At 70.4% G+C, this 17,100-nt stretch carries 12 protein-coding genes and 2 pseudogenes; 4 read left to right on the top strand and 10 right to left on the bottom strand.

The window, feature by feature from the left end:
- Positions 1 to 23: 23 nt before the first annotated feature.
- From OHU89_RS34270 to OHU89_RS34245, 6 genes are all read right to left on the bottom strand, one after another.
- The gene (locus tag OHU89_RS34270) at positions 24 to 1,214 is read right to left on the bottom strand and encodes a YncE family protein (protein WP_405648741.1); all 1,191 of its coding nucleotides are present in this window, start codon (positions 1,212 to 1,214) and stop codon (positions 24 to 26) included.
- On the bottom strand, positions 1,214 to 1,969 hold the full coding sequence (locus OHU89_RS34265; RefSeq protein WP_405648738.1) for a polysaccharide deacetylase family protein: 756 nt from the start codon (positions 1,967 to 1,969) through the stop codon (positions 1,214 to 1,216). The genes OHU89_RS34270 and OHU89_RS34265 overlap by 1 nt, the downstream gene beginning before the upstream one ends.
- A gap of 92 nt (positions 1,970 to 2,061) precedes the next feature.
- Positions 2,062 to 2,565, bottom strand: a complete 504-nt coding sequence (locus OHU89_RS34260) for an ATP-binding protein (protein ID WP_323185127.1) — start codon at positions 2,563 to 2,565, stop codon at positions 2,062 to 2,064.
- Positions 2,566 to 2,852: 287 nt separating this feature from the next.
- Positions 2,853 to 3,620 (bottom strand): enoyl-CoA hydratase/isomerase family protein, encoded by a 768-nt coding sequence (locus OHU89_RS34255; protein WP_405648735.1) that lies wholly within the window; start codon positions 3,618 to 3,620, stop codon positions 2,853 to 2,855.
- Between the two features lie 77 nt (positions 3,621 to 3,697).
- On the bottom strand, positions 3,698 to 4,942 hold the full coding sequence (locus OHU89_RS34250) for an Ig-like domain-containing protein (RefSeq protein ID WP_405648732.1): 1,245 nt from the start codon (positions 4,940 to 4,942) through the stop codon (positions 3,698 to 3,700).
- A gap of 167 nt (positions 4,943 to 5,109) precedes the next feature.
- Entirely contained in the window at positions 5,110 to 6,330 is a 1,221-nt protein-coding gene (locus OHU89_RS34245; protein ID WP_405648730.1) for an Ig-like domain-containing protein, read from the bottom strand.
- Positions 6,331 to 6,604: 274 nt separating this feature from the next.
- Here OHU89_RS34245 and glgX point away from each other — a divergent pair, with 274 nt between their 5' ends.
- Entirely contained in the window at positions 6,605 to 8,848 is a 2,244-nt protein-coding gene (gene glgX / locus OHU89_RS34240; RefSeq protein WP_405648727.1) for a glycogen debranching protein GlgX, read from the top strand.
- Between the two features lie 78 nt (positions 8,849 to 8,926).
- A pseudogene (locus OHU89_RS34235) lies at positions 8,927 to 9,715 on the top strand (sulfatase-like hydrolase/transferase); the annotation flags it as partial.
- Here OHU89_RS34235 and OHU89_RS34230 read toward each other — a convergent pair.
- The 4 genes and pseudogenes from OHU89_RS34230 to OHU89_RS34215 form a co-directional block, all read right to left on the bottom strand.
- A pseudogene (locus OHU89_RS34230) lies at positions 9,716 to 10,282 on the bottom strand (response regulator); the annotation flags it as partial.
- On the bottom strand, positions 10,272 to 11,525 hold the full coding sequence (locus OHU89_RS34225) for a sensor histidine kinase (RefSeq protein WP_405648725.1): 1,254 nt from the start codon (positions 11,523 to 11,525) through the stop codon (positions 10,272 to 10,274). The pseudogene OHU89_RS34230 and the gene OHU89_RS34225, both read right to left, overlap by 11 nt.
- A 25-nt stretch (positions 11,526 to 11,550) precedes the next feature.
- Positions 11,551 to 12,285: an ABC transporter permease gene (locus OHU89_RS34220; protein ID WP_405648722.1), complete on the bottom strand. Its 735-nt coding sequence runs from the start codon at positions 12,283 to 12,285 to the stop codon at positions 11,551 to 11,553.
- Positions 12,282 to 13,193, bottom strand: a complete 912-nt coding sequence (locus tag OHU89_RS34215) for an ABC transporter ATP-binding protein (protein WP_405648719.1) — start codon at positions 13,191 to 13,193, stop codon at positions 12,282 to 12,284. Before OHU89_RS34215 ends, OHU89_RS34220 begins: the two co-directional genes overlap by 4 nt.
- A gap of 196 nt (positions 13,194 to 13,389) precedes the next feature.
- On the opposite strand from OHU89_RS34215, the gene OHU89_RS34210 reads away from it, so the two are divergent.
- Both OHU89_RS34210 and OHU89_RS34205 read left to right on the top strand, forming a co-directional pair.
- Positions 13,390 to 15,222: an ABC transporter ATP-binding protein gene (locus OHU89_RS34210; RefSeq protein WP_405648716.1), complete on the top strand. Its 1,833-nt coding sequence runs from the start codon at positions 13,390 to 13,392 to the stop codon at positions 15,220 to 15,222.
- Entirely contained in the window at positions 15,219 to 17,081 is a 1,863-nt protein-coding gene (locus tag OHU89_RS34205) for an ABC transporter ATP-binding protein (protein WP_405648715.1), read from the top strand. The genes OHU89_RS34210 and OHU89_RS34205 overlap by 4 nt, the downstream gene beginning before the upstream one ends.
- The last annotated feature ends 19 nt before the right edge of the window (positions 17,082 to 17,100 follow it).

The raw sequence follows: 17,100 nt of genomic DNA, 5'->3' as shown, positions 1-17,100 counted from the left end.
GCGGCGTGTCAACTGAACCGGCGTCAGCGGAAGATGCCGGTGTGGCCGAGCGAGTACCGCCCCGGCTGCGGGTACACCGCAAGCCCGTGCGGGCCGCTGCCCACCGGGATCCGGGCGAGCTGCTCGCCGGTGCGGGTGTCGATGGCGTACACCTCGGCGTCGTAACGCCCCGACAGCCACAGCACCTTGCCGTCCGCCGAGACGCCGCCCATGTCGGGGCTGGCGCCGTCGGACAGGTGCCACTTCCTGGTGACCTTGTTCTGCGCGAAGTCCCAGACGGAGACGGTGCCTTCGCCGCGGTTGGAGACGTACATCTCGCGGGAGTCGCGGCTGACGTACAGCCCGTGGGTGCCCTTGCCCGTGGGCAGGAGCTTCGGCTTGCCGAACGTGTCGCCGTCGAGGACCCACATGCCGTCGGCCATCATGTCGGCGACGTAGAACCGCTTCCCGTCGGGCGAGATCTTCACGTCCTGCGGCATGGCTCCCTCGAAGGGGAGTTTCTGCTGCCCGACGACCTTCATCTTCTCGGTGTCGACCTTGAGCAGTTCGCCGCTGAACTCGCAGGAGACGATGAAGTACCGCCCGTCGAGGGAGAAGTCGGCGTGGTTGACGCCGTAGCAGCTGACCGGTTCGGTCTTGACCTGCTTCATGGTGTGCGGGTCGCGGAAGACGAGTTCGCGGTCGAGGGAGGCCATCACGACGGCGTACTTGCCGTTGGGCGTGAAGTAGAGGTTGTAGGGGTCGTGCACCTCGACCGGCTTGCCCGCCTTCCCCGTCTTCGGGTCGATGGGGGTGAGCGTGTGGCCGCGGTTGTTGTTGACCCAGAGGGTCTTCATGTCCCAGGAGGGGACGACGTGTTGGGGCTGACGGCCGACGCGGATGGTCTCGGTGATCCGGTACGTCTTCGGGTCGATGACGGAGACCGTGTCGGACTCGGTGTTGGGTACGTAGACCCGGGACGGGAAGTCCTTGACCACCGGGGAGAGCTTGTTGGGGCGATCGGCGGCGTACACGTCCTGCGGGTCGAGGACCGGCGGCATGCCGGGCAGGCCCTGGACGGGCTTCTTCTTCGGCGGGGCGGGGACGGCGGCGGCCTTGGTGGTGCGGTGTTCTTCCGAGGGGGCTTTGTCGCGGGTCTCGGTGCCACAGGCGGCGAGGGCGGCGAGTACGGCGCCCGCGACAAGGGTGTGCTTGACGAGGTGGGTGCGGTGCATCAGCTGAACAGCTCCGTGGTGGTCACGGCGGCCAGGCCGCGGCGGTCGAGTTCTTCAAGTACGGCGGGGAGGGCGGCGACCGTGTCGACGTACCCGAAGTGCAGGCTCACCACGGACCCGTTGCGGATCTCGCCGAGGACCTTGCGGGTGACGGCGGGGGCGCCGGGCGAGGTGAAGTCGAGGGCGTCGACGTCGTACGACAGGACGTGCGGATAGCCGGCGTCACGGGCCAGCCGCTCGACGAGCGGTGAGGCACGCGCGGCGCGCGAGGGCCGGAACCAGCTGCCGATCGAGCCGGTGAGCCGCCTCAGCCGCTCGGCACAGCCGTCGATCTCGGCCCGGGCGTCGGCCTCGGACATGTCGTTGACGCCGAGGTGGTGGAGGGTGTGGTTGCCGAGGTCGTGGCCGCCGTCGAGGATGCGGCGAGCGATCTCGGGGTGCTCGTCGAGCCAGGTGCCGACGGCGAGGACGGTGATGCGGGCCCCTGCCTGTTCTGCCTCGCGGAGCAGGGCGCGGGCGGTGGCGGGGTCACCGTTGCCGTGGAAGGTGAGGGCTACGCGGGGGTGGGTGCGGGGGCCGTGGGTGAGTTGGGCGGGGAGGCCGGGGAAGCGGCGGGGGGCGGGTGGTGGCGTGGCCGGTGCGCGGGAGTGGGCGGGGTGGGCGACGGCACCGCTGGTGGCACACCCGGTGGCGAGGACGAGCCCGGCGCTGGCACGCAGCACGGTCCGACGATCGGTCGTGGTCACCCGGACCATTTAAGGGGCTTGCATGGCGATATCAGCCGATTCACCCACCCAGGGGCGCGGGGAACTGCGCGATTGGCCCTCACACAGCCGCGGTCGAGCAACTACCGATCGGCCACCCGCATCTCGAACCACGTCGTCTTCCCACGAGGCAGCAGATCGACGCCCCACCGATCGGACAGCTTGTCCACGAGGAAAAGCCCCCGCCCGCTGATGTCCATCTCCTGCACCGGCATCAGACAGGGCAACCCACGGGAGGGATCACGCACCTCGACCCGGATCCACCCACGACGACGCCGCATCCGGAGCCCGAAAACCCGGGCCCCCGTATGACGCACCGCATTGCCCACCAGCTCGGAGACGAGTAAAACCGCGTCCTCGGTCATCTTCGGGGTGAGCCCCCACTGGCGAAGGACCACGACCTGGGTCAACCGGCGGGCCGCGGCGGCGGACTCGGGACGCGAGGGGAGCGGAACCTCCGCCTCGGTCGGGTTGCCGAACAACTCCAGCGCCTTGAGCGCGTGTTCATCCTCGACCGTGGGCGACCAGCGCGCCGCGGTCGCACGGCCGTGTCCCCGCGGCTGTTCGATACCCTCCAGCCCCGCCATGCCTCCATCATGGCCGCACCGGACGCCCCCCGGGGCCGTCTCTCCGGAATACGCCCCCTGGAACCCGCCATTCCGCTGGTTCCGATCGGCATATGTCAAAGGCATTTCAGGGCTCGACGCAACCTCTCCGACCTGCGACGGAGGCTCGACTCGCGGCAATCGACAGCTCCCTCGACAAGGCAGGCTTAAGGTTGCCTTAAGGCTCCCATAAACCGCCCCATCGAGGGACCCGGATCAGACGTCCCGTCAACAGCAAGTGGTTCAGGCGAGTTTCCTCACGACATTCCTCACAGGAACTTCGCCTTGCCAGGGCCTTCCTCGACGAAGCTGCGCATACCCGTCTCGCGGTCGGCGGTGGCGAACAGGCCCGCGAACCAGTTCCGTTCGACGGCCAGTCCGGTGTCGATGTCGGTCTCCAGTCCGGTGTCGATGGACTCCTTCGCGGCGCGCAGCGCGATCGCCGGACCCTGTGCGAGCCGCGCCGCCCAGGCGTGCGCCTCGGTGTACACGTCGGCGGCCGGGACGACCCGGTCCACCAGGCCCAGCTTCTCGGCCTCGTCGGCCTTGACCATCCGGCCGGTGAAGATGAGGTCCTTCGCCTTGGACGGGCCGATGAGCCGGGCGAGCCGCTGGGTGCCGCCGGCGCCCGGGATCAGGCCGAGCAGGATCTCGGGCTGGCCCAGCTTGGCGTTGTCGCCGGCGATACGGAAGTCCGCGCACAGCGCCAGTTCGCAGCCGCCGCCCAGGGCGTAGCCGGTGACGGCCGCGACGACCGGCTTGGGGATACGGGCGACCGCCGTGAAGGAGCCCTGGAGCGCACGGGCGCGCAGGATCATCGCCGTGTGGTCCATGGCCTGCATCTCCTTGATGTCCGCGCCCGCCGCGAACACCTTCTCCCCGCCGTAGATCACCACGGCACGCACATCCGCGCGGCGCGTGGCCTCCTCGGCGAGCTCCTTGAGCCGGTCCTGGACGGCGATGTCCAGCGCGTTCATGGGCGGGCGGTCGAGACGGATCGTGCCGACGCCGTCGGCCACTTCGAGAGTCACGGTCATGAGGGAAGGTTAACGGCCACTAACGACAGCGGCCCCGGTGCGATGTCTCACACCGGGGCCCCTCGCCGTCGTACGACCTACGCCTTCCACTTCTCCCAGGAGAGGTTCCAGCCGTTGAGGCCGTTGGCCGGGTCGACCGTCGGGTCGGTGGAGTTCTTCACCGTCACCACGTCACCGGCCATCGAGTTGTTGAAGAACCACGCGGCCGGCACCGAGCTGTCGTAGCCACCGCGGACATCGCGCAGACCGATGCAGCCGTGGCTGGCGTTGTAGTTGCCGAAGGCGCCGCCGCCCCAGTAGTTGCCGTGCACGAAGGTGCCGGAGTCGGTCAGCCGCATGGCGTGCGGGACGTCCTTGATGTCGTACTCGCCGTCGTAGCCGACGGTGTCGCCGTTCATCCGGGTCACCGTGAACTTCTCACTGATGACCATCTGGCCGTTCCAGGTGGCGTAGCCGGGCTTGCCGGTCGTGACCGGGATGGTCTTGTAGAGCTTGCCGTCCCGCATGACCTTCATCGTGTGCTTCTTGGCGTCCACGATGGAGACCTGGCTGCGGCCGACGGTGAAGGACACGGTCTTGGACTGCTTGCCGTAGACGCCGTTGCGGCCCTCGACGCCGTCCAGGTTCAGCTCGACGGTGACCTTGGTGCCGGCCTTCCAGTATTCCTCGGGGCGGAAGTCCAGCCGGTCGTTGCCGAACCAGTGACCCGCGACCTCGACGGCCGGCTCGGTCTTGATGGTGATGGCCTTCTCGACGTCCTCGGGCTTGGTGATGCCCCGGGTGAAGCGGATGGAGAAAGGCATTCCGACGCCGACCTTGGAGCCGTCCTCGGGCGTGAAGGTGCCGATGAAGGTGTTCTGCGGCGTCAGGGTGGTGAAGCTGGAGTCCTCGGCGGCCTCACGGCCCTCGGAGTCCTTCGCGACCGCGTGCACCGTGTACTTGGTGGCGGCGGCCAGATGGCTGGACGGCGTCCAGGAGGCGCCATCGGCGGATATCTCGCCGTCGATCTTCTCGCCCTTGGAGCCCTTGACCTCGACCGTGGTCAGCTTGCCCTTGTCGGCGCCGATCTTCAGGGCCCCGCTGGTCTCGACGGACTTGGCGCCGTCCTTGGGGGCGATGGAGACGACGGCCACCGACTGCTTGCTCTGCGCGCTGTCCGCGTCCTTGCCCTTGCCGGCACCCGTCCCGGAGTCCGAGCCCCCGCCGCCTCCTCCGCACGCGGTGACGGCGGTCAGCACGACCCCCAGCAGAAGTGCCGCCGCCCGCTTACGGCCACGCCCCCGCGCGTCAACCGACGCCCCCGATATCGGTCGCACGTTCAAGATCTTTTCTCCCCTCGCCGGGCCCGGTCCCAGGCCCGCAACCCCTGCGCGTCCCGCGCGTCCGGTGATATTAACCGCAAGATCAGGCCCGTCGGCGGGGTGCGATTGTCACCGTTCGGTCCCAACTGCCCCCGCTTCACCGGGGCCCGATCCCGCCCCCCACCTGGTTACTTCACCGCGCTGCCCGCCTTCCACTCCTTCCAGCCCATATTCCACCCTCCGAGGCCGTTGTCAGGAGCGACCTCTTTGTCATTGCTGTGGACGACCTCCACGACGTCCCCGATGAGGCTGCGGTCGAAGAACCAGCCCGCCGGGGTGTCCGAACCGCCCCCCTTCACGTCCCTCAGGCCCACACAGCCGTGGCTGACATTGACCTTGCCGGGGGCGTCCGGCGCCCAGTAGTTGCCGTGCAGGAAGGTGCCGGAGTCGGTCAGGCGCATGGCGTGCGGGACGTCGGGGATGTCGTACTCGCCGCCGAAGCCGACCGTGCGGCTGTTCATCCGGGTGACCTCGAGCATCTCGGAGACGACCATCCTGCCGTTGTACGTGGTCGTCCTGGGGGCTCCCGCCGTGATCGGCACGGTCGCGAGCAGCTCGCCGTCGCGGCGCACCTGCATGGTGTGCTTCGCCGCGTCGACCAGGGAGACCTGGCTGCGGCCGACGGTGAAGGAGAACGTCTTGTACTGCAACCCGTAGACGCCGGACGCCCCTTCGACGTCCCGCAGCCGCAGCCCGACGGTGACCTGGGTGCCGGGCTTCCAGTAGCGCTCGGGACGGAAGTCGAGGCGGCCCTTGCCGAACCAGTGCGGGCGGATCTCGACGGGCGGCTTGGACGTGACGTGGACGGCGCGTTCGACGGCGGTCCGGTTCTCGATCTCCCGGTTGAACTCCAGGGAGACGATCATTCCGGTGCCGACCGTGGAGCGGTTCTCCGGGCTGACGTATCCGATGAAGCGCTCGTCGGGGACGTACGTGGTGAAGGTGGTGTGCCGGGCGGAGCGGCGCCCGTGGCCGTCCAGGGCCACCACGTCGACGGTGTACTTGGCGGCGAGCGCGAGCCGCGCCTCGTCGGGTTCCCAGCGCAGGCCGTCGTCGGAGATGTGCCCGGACACCGGGGTGTCCTGCGCGTCCTGCGACTTGACGACCTTGACCGACTCCAGCCGCCCGCTGGGTACGCGGACGCGGAATCTGCTGTCCTGTCGGACGCCTTTGCTGTTGTCGTCGGGCAGGACGCGGATGACGTCCTCGGGTGCGGGGGGCTTGCCCAGCCCGCCGAGATCGATCCCTCCCGTGGATCCGGAAGTGCAGCCGGCCAGCAGTCCGGCCCATGTCAGTACGGCGGCCAGTGCGGCCCCTGCGCGCCGAGCGCGCCCTTGTACGTGCCTCACATCGCACCCAACGACGCGGCCCGCCCTGGGGAAACGTGAGTGCGAGGCAAGCGCTGGGCAGAACACTGGGGAGGACGACGCGACGGGGAGCCGCGGCCGCGACGAGCCGTAGGGGCGCGGCGCCGTCGAGAGGCCGAGCGCGCGGAGGCCCTAAGGGCTGAGCACGGTCGGTCGCTCGACGGCGCCACAAAGCGCCCCGGAGGTGAAGGAGCCGAAAAGAGTCGCCGCCGTGCGCCCTTTTTGACGTCGTTCCATGAGCCGTGGGAGGCCCCAGGTGTCCAGCGCAGCCGAGCAGAAGGCGGTGGCCGAGGAGCAACTGCCGGCTGCCGTCGTCAATGGCACACGGCATGCCGCGCCGCCGCCGGTCCCCGTGTGGCCGGGTGCGCCGACGCCGCTCGGGTCGCGGTTCCGGGTGGGTCCCGACGGGGTCGCGGGCACCAACTTCGCGCTGTGGGCGGGCGGGGCCGAGGGGGTCGAGCTGTGCCTCTTCGACGAGCGGGGCAAGGAGACGCGGGCGCGGCTGACCGAGCTGACGCACGAGATCTGGCACGGCTTCGTGCCGGGCGTGATGCCCGGGCAGCGGTACGGCTATCGGGTGCACGGCCGCTGGGACCCGTGGACCGGCGGTCGCTGGAACCCGGCGAAGCTGCTTCTCGACCCGTACGCCCGCGCGGTGGACGGCGACTTCAGTCTGCCGCCCGAGGTGTACGGACATGTCCGCGACTGGCCGCAGCAGCAGGTCGCCGACACGGTGCGCGACGAGCGGGACTCGGCGCCGTACGTCCCCAAGGGTGTCGTCGTCCACGATGACTCACCCGACGACGAGTGGGAGGACGACCGCCGTCCGAAGACACCGTGGGCGGACTCCGTCATCTACGAGCTGCACGTACGGGGCTTCACGAAGCTGCACCCGGGGATACCCGAGGAACTCCGCGGCACCTACGCCGGCTTGGCGCATCCGGCGGCCATAGAACACCTGGTGAAGCTGGGTGTCACGGCGGTGGAGCTGCTCCCCGTGCACCAGTTCGCCCACGAGGACCACCTGCTGCGGCGAGGCCTCAAGAACTACTGGGGCTACAACTCCATCGGCTACTTCGCCCCGCACGCCACCTACGCCGCCTCCGGTACGACCGGCCAGCAGGTCGGCGAGTTCAAGCGCATGGTGCGCGCCCTGCACGCGGCCGGGATCGAGGTCATCCTCGACGTGGTCTACAACCACACGGCGGAGGCGGGCGAGCTGGGCCCGACGCTGTCGCTGAAGGGCATCGACAACCGGGGCTACTACAGGTTGCAGTCGGACGCGCGGAGGTACGCCGACTACACGGGCTGCGGCAACACACTGCATGTGGTGCAGCCGCATGTCCTGCGTCTCATCACCGACTCCCTGCGCTACTGGGTGACGGAGATGGGCGTCGACGGCTTCCGCTTCGACCTGGCCGCCGCGCTGGCCCGGTCCATGCACGACGTCGACATGCTGTCCCCGTTCCTGGCGGTGATCGCCCAGGACCCGGTGCTGCGGCGCGTGAAGCTGATCGCCGAACCGTGGGACGTGGGGTCCGGCGGGTACCAGGTCGGCGCCTTCCCTCCGCTGTGGACGGAGTGGAACGACCGGTACCGCAACGCCGTACGGGACTTCTGGCGGGGCGCGCTGCCGGACGTGCGGGATCTCGGCTACCGCCTGTCGGGATCCAGCGATCTCTACGCCTGGGGCGGCCGACGCCCGTACGCCTCGGTCAACTTCGTGACCGCGCACGACGGTTTCACGCTGCGGGACATGGTGTCGTACGAGCGCAAGCACAACGAGGCGAACGGCGAGGGCAACCGGGACGGTACGGACGACAACCGGTCGTGGAACTGCGGGGCGGAGGGCGAGACCGACGACGAGCGGGTACGGGGGCTCAGGCGCCGCCAGTTGCGGAACCTGCTGACGACACTGCTGCTGTCGACGGGGGTGCCGATGCTGGTCGCGGGCGACGAGCTGGGACGCACCCAGCGCGGCAACAACAACGCGTACTGCCAGGACAACGAGATCAGCTGGCTGGACTGGGAACTGCTGGAACAGCCGGACTGGAAGGCCCTGTTCGACCTGACGTCGAGGCTCATCGCACTACGGCACCGGCACCCGGTCCTGCGCCGCCGGGCCTTCTTCTCCGGACGGGCGCACTCCGCGGACGGGCTGCGGGACCTGGCCTGGTTCACGGCACGGGGCTCGGAGATGACGGAACGGGACTGGTACGCCCCGGCGCCCACGCTCGGCATGTATCTGTCCGGCCGCGACATCCCCGGACGCGACGAACGGGGCGCCCCGATCGTCGACGACAGCTTCCTCGCCGTACTCCACGCCGGGGACCGCCCGGCGAGCTTCGTCCTGCCGGGACCGCCGTGGGCGGAACGGTACGAGGTGGTGGTCGACACGGCCCGGGAGGCACAGGCGGCGGAGCCGGGGGTGGTGCATCGGGCGGGGACGGCGATCACGGTGCCGGCTCGGGCGGTGCTGCTGCTGAAGGTGGCGGGGTAGATCCTGTTCGCGACGCGCCCGGTTGGCTCAGGCAACGTTTCCCGCCGCGCCTTCGGTGGCCTCGTCGGTGGCGGTGCCGTGACCGCTGTCGCCGGTACGGCCGCCACCGCCGGGGCCGCTGAGAACGCCGCCCCCGCCGAGCGCCCCTTCCAGGCCCGTCACGCCGCCTCCTCCGGCAGGCGTCCCAACATCCTGGTCATCCTCGGTGACGACCTCGGCTGGGCCGACCTGTCGTCCTACGGCGCCCCGCACATCAGGACGCCGCACCTGGACCGGCTGGCCCGGCAGGGTGTGCGGTTCACCGAGGCGTACTCGGGGTCGGCCACCTGCTCGGCGACCCGGTTCAGCCTGTACACGGGGCGCTATCCGGGACGTACCCCGGGCGGGCTCGCCGAGCCGATCGGGAACCGGACGCAGGGGCTGGACCCGAACCACCCCACGCTCGCCTCCCTGCTGAAGAAGGCCGGTTACGCCACCGCCCTGATCGGCAAGTGGCACTGCGGGTGGCTGCCGGACTACAGCCCCACCAAGTCCGGCTGGGACGAGTTCTTCGGCAACCACGGCGGCGTGCTGGAGTACTTCTCCAAGCTCGGCCAGCTCGGCGACTACGACCTGTACGAGGGCGACGCCACCTACAAGGACCTGCGCTACTACACCGAGGTCCTGACCGAGCGGGCCGTCGAGTACGTCGGCCGGGACCACGACAGGCCCTGGCTGCTGAACCTCAACTTCACCACCCCGCACTGGCCGTGGCTCGCGGAGGGCGACGAGGAGACGGGCGGCGCCGAGATCGAGGCGAAGATCCGCGCCGCCAAGACGCAGGCCGAGGTCGTCGCCGCGCTCAACCACTTCGACGGCGGCTCGGTACTTGGCGTACAGATGGGTGAGATGGGTCTTCACGGTCGCCTCGCTGATGAACAGTTCACGGGCGATCTCACGGTTGGACGTGCCCCTGGCGACCAGGGCCAGCACCTCGCGCTCGCGCGCGGAGAGCGGCTCGTTGCCGGGGGCGCGCACGGCCGAGACCAGACGGGAGGCGACGGCCGGGGAGAGGACCGTACGGCCGTCCGCCGCCGCCCGGACGGCCGTGAACAGCTCGTCGCGCGGGGCGTCCTTGAGCAGATAGCCCGTCGCGCCCGCCTCGATCGCGGGCAGGGTGTCCGAGTCCGTGTCGTACGTGGTGAGGACGAGGACTTTCGCGCGGGCGGCCCGGCGGGTCAGTTCCCGGATGGCGTCGACTCCCCCGCCGCCCGGCATGCGCAGATCCATCAGGATCACGTCGGGGTCGAGCGCGGCGGCCCGCGCCAGTGCCTCGACACCGTTCGACGCCTCGCCGAGGACGGTGAATCCGGGGGCGTTCTCGAACATGCCGCGCAGACCGTCCCGTACGACGGGATGGTCGTCGACGATCAGCAGCGAGATGTCACGGGTCATGGCGGACCAACGGTACGCGAGCCGACAGTGCCGTGCCGTGGCCCGGCTCGGACTCCACCGTGAGGGAGCCGGCGATGCGTTCGGCGCGGGCGCGCATCCCGTCGAGGCCGAAGCCGCCGGTGCGGGTGCGTGCGGGGACGGCGAGGGGGTCGAAGCCCTGGCCGTCGTCGCGGATGTCGAGGATCACCTCGTCGCCCAGGAAGCTGAGGGTCACCCCGCCGCGGGTGGCCCGCGCATGGCGGGCGGCGTTCGACAGGGCCTCCTGGACGATCCTCAGCAGGGTGGCCGCGACCTCCTCGTGCAGCTGCTCCGCCCGCCCGGTCACGGTGAACTCGGCCCGTACGCCGGTCCGTTCGCCCCATTCGGCGACCGTCTTCTTCAGCGCCTCCGGCAGCCCGGCGTCCTCCAGCGCCACCGGGGCGAGGTTGTGCACCGAGCGGCGGGCCTCGCCGAGGCTGTGCCGGGCCAGGTCGGAGGCGCGGGCGAGATGGGTGCGGGCGACGTCCAGGTCGGGGGCGTTCGCGACGACCTGGAGCTGGGCGATGATGCCGGTCAGGCCCTGGGCGATGGTGTCGTGGATCTCGGCGGCGAGCCGCCGGCGCTCGTCGGCGACGCCCGCTTCCCTTGCCTGGACGAGGAGTTGGGCGTGAAGGGCGGCGTTCTCGTCGAGCGCCTGCTGCAACGCCGTGTTGGTGCGTTCGAGTTCGGTGATGGTGACGGCCCGGTCGCGGGAGCGCTGTTCCTCCTGCCGGGCGAAATGGCCGACCATCATCAGCAGGGTGGTGTTCGCGATCAGCATCACGCCGAACAGCACCCACTGGATCCAGCTGTGGAACGGCATCCCGCCGGCCTGCGAGCCCGCGATCACGACGGCGTGGGCGAAGAGGCCGAGCCGCTGCCTGCGCTTGCCGGGGATCAGTTCGTCGGTGTCGAAGTAGCCGGTGGACGCGTAGAACGCGAAGAACGGGTTGATCCACGTCAGCGCGAAGGCGACAGCCCAGCGCAGAGCGTAGATGACGGCTCCGCGGCGGGACGGGGTCCGGCAGCCGTGACGCGGGCCGAGCCAGAGCTGGAGCGCCACCGCGGCGACGACGAGGGCCCCGCCCGCATACCACTCGGCAGGGCCCGCGATCAGGGTGCCGGCGGCGAGCGAGAGGACGGTGGAGACGAGGAGCAGCCCGTAGGGCCCCCAGTTGTGGAACTGGTCCTGGCGCCGCTCGAATTTAGCGTACGACGCCGTCATCTCCCCAGTCTGCACGGCCACTTCCCTACTCCCAGCGGAACCAGCGCGACGCGGCGGCCGTGAGCAGCACGGTCCAGGCCACCAGCACGCCGAGGTGGGTCCAGCCCGGCCAGTCGCCCGCCGCGGCCCGGTTGAGGGCCTCGGCGGCCGCGCCGAACGGGGTCCAGCCGACGATCCGGGCCAGCACGTCCGGCATGGCCTGCACCGGCAGCCACACGCCCGCGCAGAACATCGCCGGGAAGAACACCGCTGACCCGATCGCTGCCGCGATCTTCGTCGTACGGGACAGCGCGCAGATCACGGCACCCAGGGCGAGGGCGGCCAGCACGGCCAGGACGAGGGCGAGGACGTATCCGAAGGGCTGCTCGGGCAGTCGTACGTCGAAGGCCAGACGCCCCACGAGAAGGACGGTCAGCGCCGATGCCAGGGCGGCTGCGGCGTAGACCACCATCTGCGCGGACAGCAGCGCTGCGGGTCGGACCGGAGTGGTGGACATGCGGCGCAGTATGCCCTGCTCGCGATAGCCGGTGAGGGTCTGCGGCATCGCCTGGACACCACCCACGATCAGGCCGAGCAGCACGGTCACGGGGACATAGACATCGATGGTCCGCAGGCCCCCGAGGCCGGCCTCGTGCTCGTGGAAGGCCGGGATCGAGCCGAGGATCACCAGCAGCAGGGTCGGGAACGCGAGCATCCAGAACAGGGCGCCGGGTTCGCGGCGGAGGAGTCGCAGCTCGGTCCTCAGGACGGCGGTGTTCATGCCGCTGCCTCCTTGGTCTCGGTGAGGTCGAGGAACGCGTCGTCCAACGTGGCGTCGGTGACGCGGAGTTGATGAGCCGTGACGTGGGTGCGGGCCAGCAGCGTGATCACGGCGTTGACCGTCTCGTCGGTGCCGGCGAGCGTGACGCGACTGTCCCGGTGCTGGACCGACGCGAGCCCGGGCAGGGCGTTCAGGTCACGGTCGTCGAGGGGGACGGACGGCGTGAAGCTGATGACGGTGGCGCCCGCCGAGCGGCGGATCAGTCCGGCCGGGGTGTCCAGGGCGGCGATCCGGCCCTTGTCGATCACCGCGATCCGGTCGCACAGCCGCTGCGCCTCCTCCATGAAGTGCGTGACCAGCAGGACAGTGACACCACTCGCGCGGACCTCCTCGATCAGCTCCCAGGTGTCGCGGCGGGCGCGGGGATCGAGGCCCGTGGTCAGCTCGTCGAGGACGACGACCCTGGGGTTGCCGATGAGGGCGAGCGCGATGAACAGGCGCTGCTTCTGGCCGCCGGACAGCTTGCCGAACCGGGTGGTCAACTTGCCGGTCAGGCCGAGGCGCTCGGCGAGCGGGCGCCAGTCGGCGGGCTTCTCGTGGAACGCGGCGTACAGCTCCAGGGCCTCGCGCACGGTCAGCTTGGGCTGGAGCTCGCTCTGCTGGAGCTGGGCGCCGAGGACGGGGGCGACCCGCTCGTGGTCGGCGATCGGGTCGAGGCCGGTGACGCGGACACGGCCGGCGTCGGGGACGCGCAGGCCTTCGACGCACTCGACGGTGGTGGTCTTGCCAGCTCCGTTCGGGCCGAGGACGCCGAAGATCTCGCCTTCCTCGACGGCGAAGGAGACACCGTCCACAGCGGGCCGGCCGCCGTAGGACTTGCGCAGTTCGGTGACTTCGATGACGGACATGGCATCAGCGTCGCGGTGGGCGGGCGGTGCGCACATCGGCCGTCGCGCTCGAAGGGGCATCAGCCGATCGGTTGATGCGGGGGTACGACCGTGCCGTGCGGTCGGTCGAACGCGCAGGTCGTAGGTCCAGCGGCCGATTCGGGTCCGGCCAAAACTCGGTGGGCGTTGTCAGTGCCGATTTGTAGGCTCACTGCTGATGCCCTCGACACGTGCCACCACCAAGGAACACTCCGCCGTCCGTACCCTGCTGCGCCTGTGGCCGTACGTCAGGCCCGTCCGGGCGCGGCTGCTCAGTGCCGCGTCGGTGGCGATCCTCGCGTCCTGTACGGGGCTGGTGATCCCGCTCGTCCTGAAGTGGATGGTGGACGGACCGGTCGCCGACCAGGATCCGGCGGGCGTGTGGCTCGGCGCGCTGTTCCTGCTGCTGCTCGGGCTCGGGGAGGCGTTGCTGTTCGGGCTGCGGCGGTGGCTGGTGGCGCGGCCGCTGTCCCATGTCGAGGCCGAGATGCGGGCGGATCTGTACGGGCATCTGCAGCGGCTTCCGGTGTCGTTCCACGACCGGTGGGCATCGGGACAGCTGCTGTCGCGCGGCACCACCGACCTGATGCTGGTGCGGATGTTCCTGGCGTTCCCGCTGACGTTCCTGCTGGTCAACGGGGTGACGATCCTCATCGGCGTGATCATCATGCTGCTCCAGGACTGGACGCTCGGGCTGGTGATCCTCGGGCCCGCCGTACCCGTGATCGTCACGTGCGTACTCTTCGAGCGGCGGTACTTCCATGTGGCGCGGCTCGCCCAGGACCAGGTCGGCGATCTGACGACGGTCGTCGAGGAGAGCGTGCTCGGCATCCGCATCATCAAGGGCTTCGGGCGGCACCGCAGCCAGGCGCGGGCGTTCCGTGAACTGTCGCGGACCCTGCGCGGGACGGAGCTGCGCAAGGCCCGGCTGCTCGCGTCGATCTGGGGTGTCATCGTGACGCTGCCGGAGATCGCCATCGGGGCCGCGCTGGTGCTGGGGTCGATACAGGTGGCCGACGGGGACCTGTCGGCGGGGACCCTGGTCGCCTTTCTGTCCACGGCTCTGGCGCTGCGGTGGCCCATCGACTCGATCGGCTTCCTGCTGGCGATCAGCCAGGACGCGGCGAGCGCGACGGAGCGGTACTTCGAGGTGATGGACGAAACGCCGGAGCACGAGACGCCCGGAAAGGGCGCGGGGCCGCATCCACATGCGGCTCCGCCGCGGGGCGCGAACAACCCCCAGCGGCCCGCAGCCGACAATGACGGCCTCCGTTTCCACCACGTCCGGTTCCGCTACCCGGACGCCGCACCCGACTCACCCGCCGTCCTCGACCGCATAGACCTCCACATACGCCCCGGCGAGTCCATGGCCCTGGTGGGCGCCACCGGCAGCGGCAAAACCACTCTCACCGCACTCGTCCCCCGGCTCCATGAGATGACATCCGGCCGCATCACCCTCGACGGCCAGGACATCACCGCCATACCCAGGGAATCGCTGCGCGAACTCGTGGCCGTCGCCTTCGAGGAGCCCACCCTCTTCTCGGCCGGCGTCGGCGAGAACGTGCTGATGGGCGCCGAGGGCACCGCAGGGGACACGGAGTTGGAGCGCGCCCTCTCCGTCGCCCAGGCCGACTTCGTGCACGCCCTCCCCCAAGGCACCGACACCCAGGTCGGAGAACAGGGCCTCAGCCTCTCCGGCGGCCAGCGCCAGCGCCTCGCTCTCGCGAGGGCGGTGGTCGGGCAGCCCCGGTTCCTCGTGCTCGACGACCCCCTGTCCGCACTGGACGTGCACACCGAGGCCGCCGTGGAAGCCGCGCTGCGGGAGGTGCTCGCCGAGACCACCGCGCTCATCGTGGCGCACCGGCCCTCGACCGTGCTGCTCGCCGACCGGGTCGCCCTGCTGTCGGAGGGCCGTATCACCGCCGTGGGCACCCACCACGAACTGCTGCGCACGAACGCCGAGTACGCCCACCTCATGTCGGGGTCCGGGGCGACGGGGGAGGACCGATGACGGCGCCGACGAAGGCCGCGCCCACCACCGCCGACGAGGAACCGGACGGCCCCAAGGCCGCCGGCGGCGGTGATCCCTTCGACCGTGACGTCCTGCCCACCCCGCCCCGCGCGACCTCCGACCTCCTGCGCTCCCTGCTCACGCCGATGAAGGCCCGCGCCCTCGGCGCCGCGCTTCTGCTGCTGCTCCAGCAGGCGGCGGTGCAGGCGGGCCCGCTGCTGGTGGCGTACGCGATCGACAGCGCCGTACCGGCGTTCCGCGAGGACCGCCACGGCCCGCTGATCGCCGTGGGCGTCGGCTATCTGCTGTGTGCGCTGGCCGCGGGTGGGCTGCAGTACGTGTTCATCCTCGCCTCGGCGCGGGTCAACCAGGATGTGCTCCTCGACCTGCGCGGCCGTATCTTCCGCCATGCGCAGGCCCTCAGCGTCGACTTCCACGAGCGCTACACCTCGGGCCGGCTCATCTCCCGCTCCACGGCGGACGTCGAGTCGCTGCGTGAGCTCCTGAGCGAGGGGCTCCAGGAGCTGGTGACGGTCGTCCTGTCCTTCGTCTACATCTCGGCGCTGCTGCTCTGGCTGGACCTGGGCCTCGGCGCGGTGGCGGTGGCGTCGTTCGTGCCGCTCTATCTCCTCATACGGATCTACCAGCGGCGCGCGGGAGAGGTGTACACCCGGCGGTCCACCGCGATCGCCGCCGTGATCGTGAAGTTCGTCGAGACGATGAACGGCATCCGCCCGGTGCGCGCGTTCCGCCGAGAGGCGGCCAACGACGCCGACTTCGCCGTGCTCAACAAGCGGCACGAGCGCACCAACGGCGACGCGCTCATCGAGATGGCCCGCTATGTGGTCGGCTCCCGGCTGGTCGCCAACACGGCCGTCGCGCTGATCGTGCTGTGGGGCGCCTACCGGGTGGCGGGCGGCACGCTGGAGCTCGGTGTGCTGGCCGCGGCGGTGCTGTATCTGCGGCGGCTGTACGACCCGATCGACCGGCTCGGCATGTTCCTCAACTCGTACCAGTCGGCGGCGGCCTCCCTGGAGAAGATCGCGGGCCTGCTCGCGCAGACACCGTCGGTGCCGGAACCGTCCGAGCCCCGGCAGCTTCCGCCCCTGGAGTCCGAGCACCCCGGCCGCGAGGTCGTCTTCGACGGCGTCCGCTTCGCCTACCGCACCGGCGGCGAGATCCTGCCCCGCTTCGACCTCACCCTCCCCGCCGGACAGACGGTCGCGGTGGTCGGCTCGACCGGTGCCGGCAAGTCCACGCTGGCCAAGCTCCTCGCCCGCTTCTACGACCCCTCCGAGGGCCGCGTCCTGCTCGACGGGGTCGATCTGCGCGAGCTGGCCGTGCCCGAACTGCGGCGCGGGGTCGTCATGGTGACGCAGGAGGCCTTCCTGTTCTCCGGCACGGTCGCCGACAACATCGCCATCGGCCGCCCGGACGCCACCCGCGAGGACATCGAGCGGGCCGCGAAGGCGATCGGCGCCCATGAGTTCATCAGCGCCCTGCCCGACGGCTACGACACGGACGTACGCAAGCGGGGCGGCCGTATCTCCGCCGGCCAGCGCCAACTCGTCGCGTTCGCGCGGGCGTTGCTCGCCGACCCGGCGGTGCTCATCCTGGACGAGGCGACCAGCTCACTGGACATCCCGGGCGAACGGGCCGTGCAGCGGGCGATGTCGACGGTCCTGCACGGCCGTACGGCGGTGGTGATCGCCCACCGTCTCTCCACGGTCGAGATCGCGGACCGGGTGCTGGTGATGGAGCACGGCCGGATCGTCGAGGACGGCCCGCCGGACGAACTCATCGCGGGGACAGGCAGGTTCGCGGATCTGCACCGGGCGTGGCGGGACAGTCTGGCGTAGGGAATCGGGGGAACGACAG

Origin of the sequence: Streptomyces sp. NBC_00019 (assembly GCF_045041015.1) — a bacterium.
In the GTDB taxonomy this organism is placed as follows: Bacteria; Actinomycetota; Actinomycetes; order Streptomycetales; family Streptomycetaceae; genus Streptomyces.
The sequence above is the reverse complement of the archived record's forward strand: the minus strand, read 5'-3'. Positions and strand labels throughout refer to the sequence as shown.

Excerpts from the sequence above, each read along its gene's own strand:
- OHU89_RS34265 (WP_405648738.1), bottom strand. The coding sequence starts at position 1,969 with ATGGTCCGGGTGACCACGACCGATCGTCGGACCGTGCTGCGTGCCAGC.
- OHU89_RS34220 (WP_405648722.1), bottom strand. The coding sequence starts at position 12,285 with ATGAACACCGCCGTCCTGAGGACCGAGCTGCGACTCCTCCGCCGCGAA.
- OHU89_RS34215 (WP_405648719.1), bottom strand. The coding sequence starts at position 13,193 with ATGTCCGTCATCGAAGTCACCGAACTGCGCAAGTCCTACGGCGGCCGG.
- OHU89_RS34260 (WP_323185127.1), bottom strand. The coding sequence starts at position 2,565 with ATGGCGGGGCTGGAGGGTATCGAACAGCCGCGGGGACACGGCCGTGCG.
- OHU89_RS34205 (WP_405648715.1), top strand. The coding sequence starts at position 15,219 with ATGACGGCGCCGACGAAGGCCGCGCCCACCACCGCCGACGAGGAACCG.
- OHU89_RS34270 (WP_405648741.1), bottom strand. The coding sequence starts at position 1,214 with ATGCACCGCACCCACCTCGTCAAGCACACCCTTGTCGCGGGCGCCGTA.
- OHU89_RS34255 (WP_405648735.1), bottom strand. The coding sequence starts at position 3,620 with ATGACCGTGACTCTCGAAGTGGCCGACGGCGTCGGCACGATCCGTCTC.
- OHU89_RS34225 (WP_405648725.1), bottom strand. The coding sequence starts at position 11,525 with ATGACGGCGTCGTACGCTAAATTCGAGCGGCGCCAGGACCAGTTCCAC.
- OHU89_RS34210 (WP_405648716.1), top strand. The coding sequence starts at position 13,390 with ATGCCCTCGACACGTGCCACCACCAAGGAACACTCCGCCGTCCGTACC.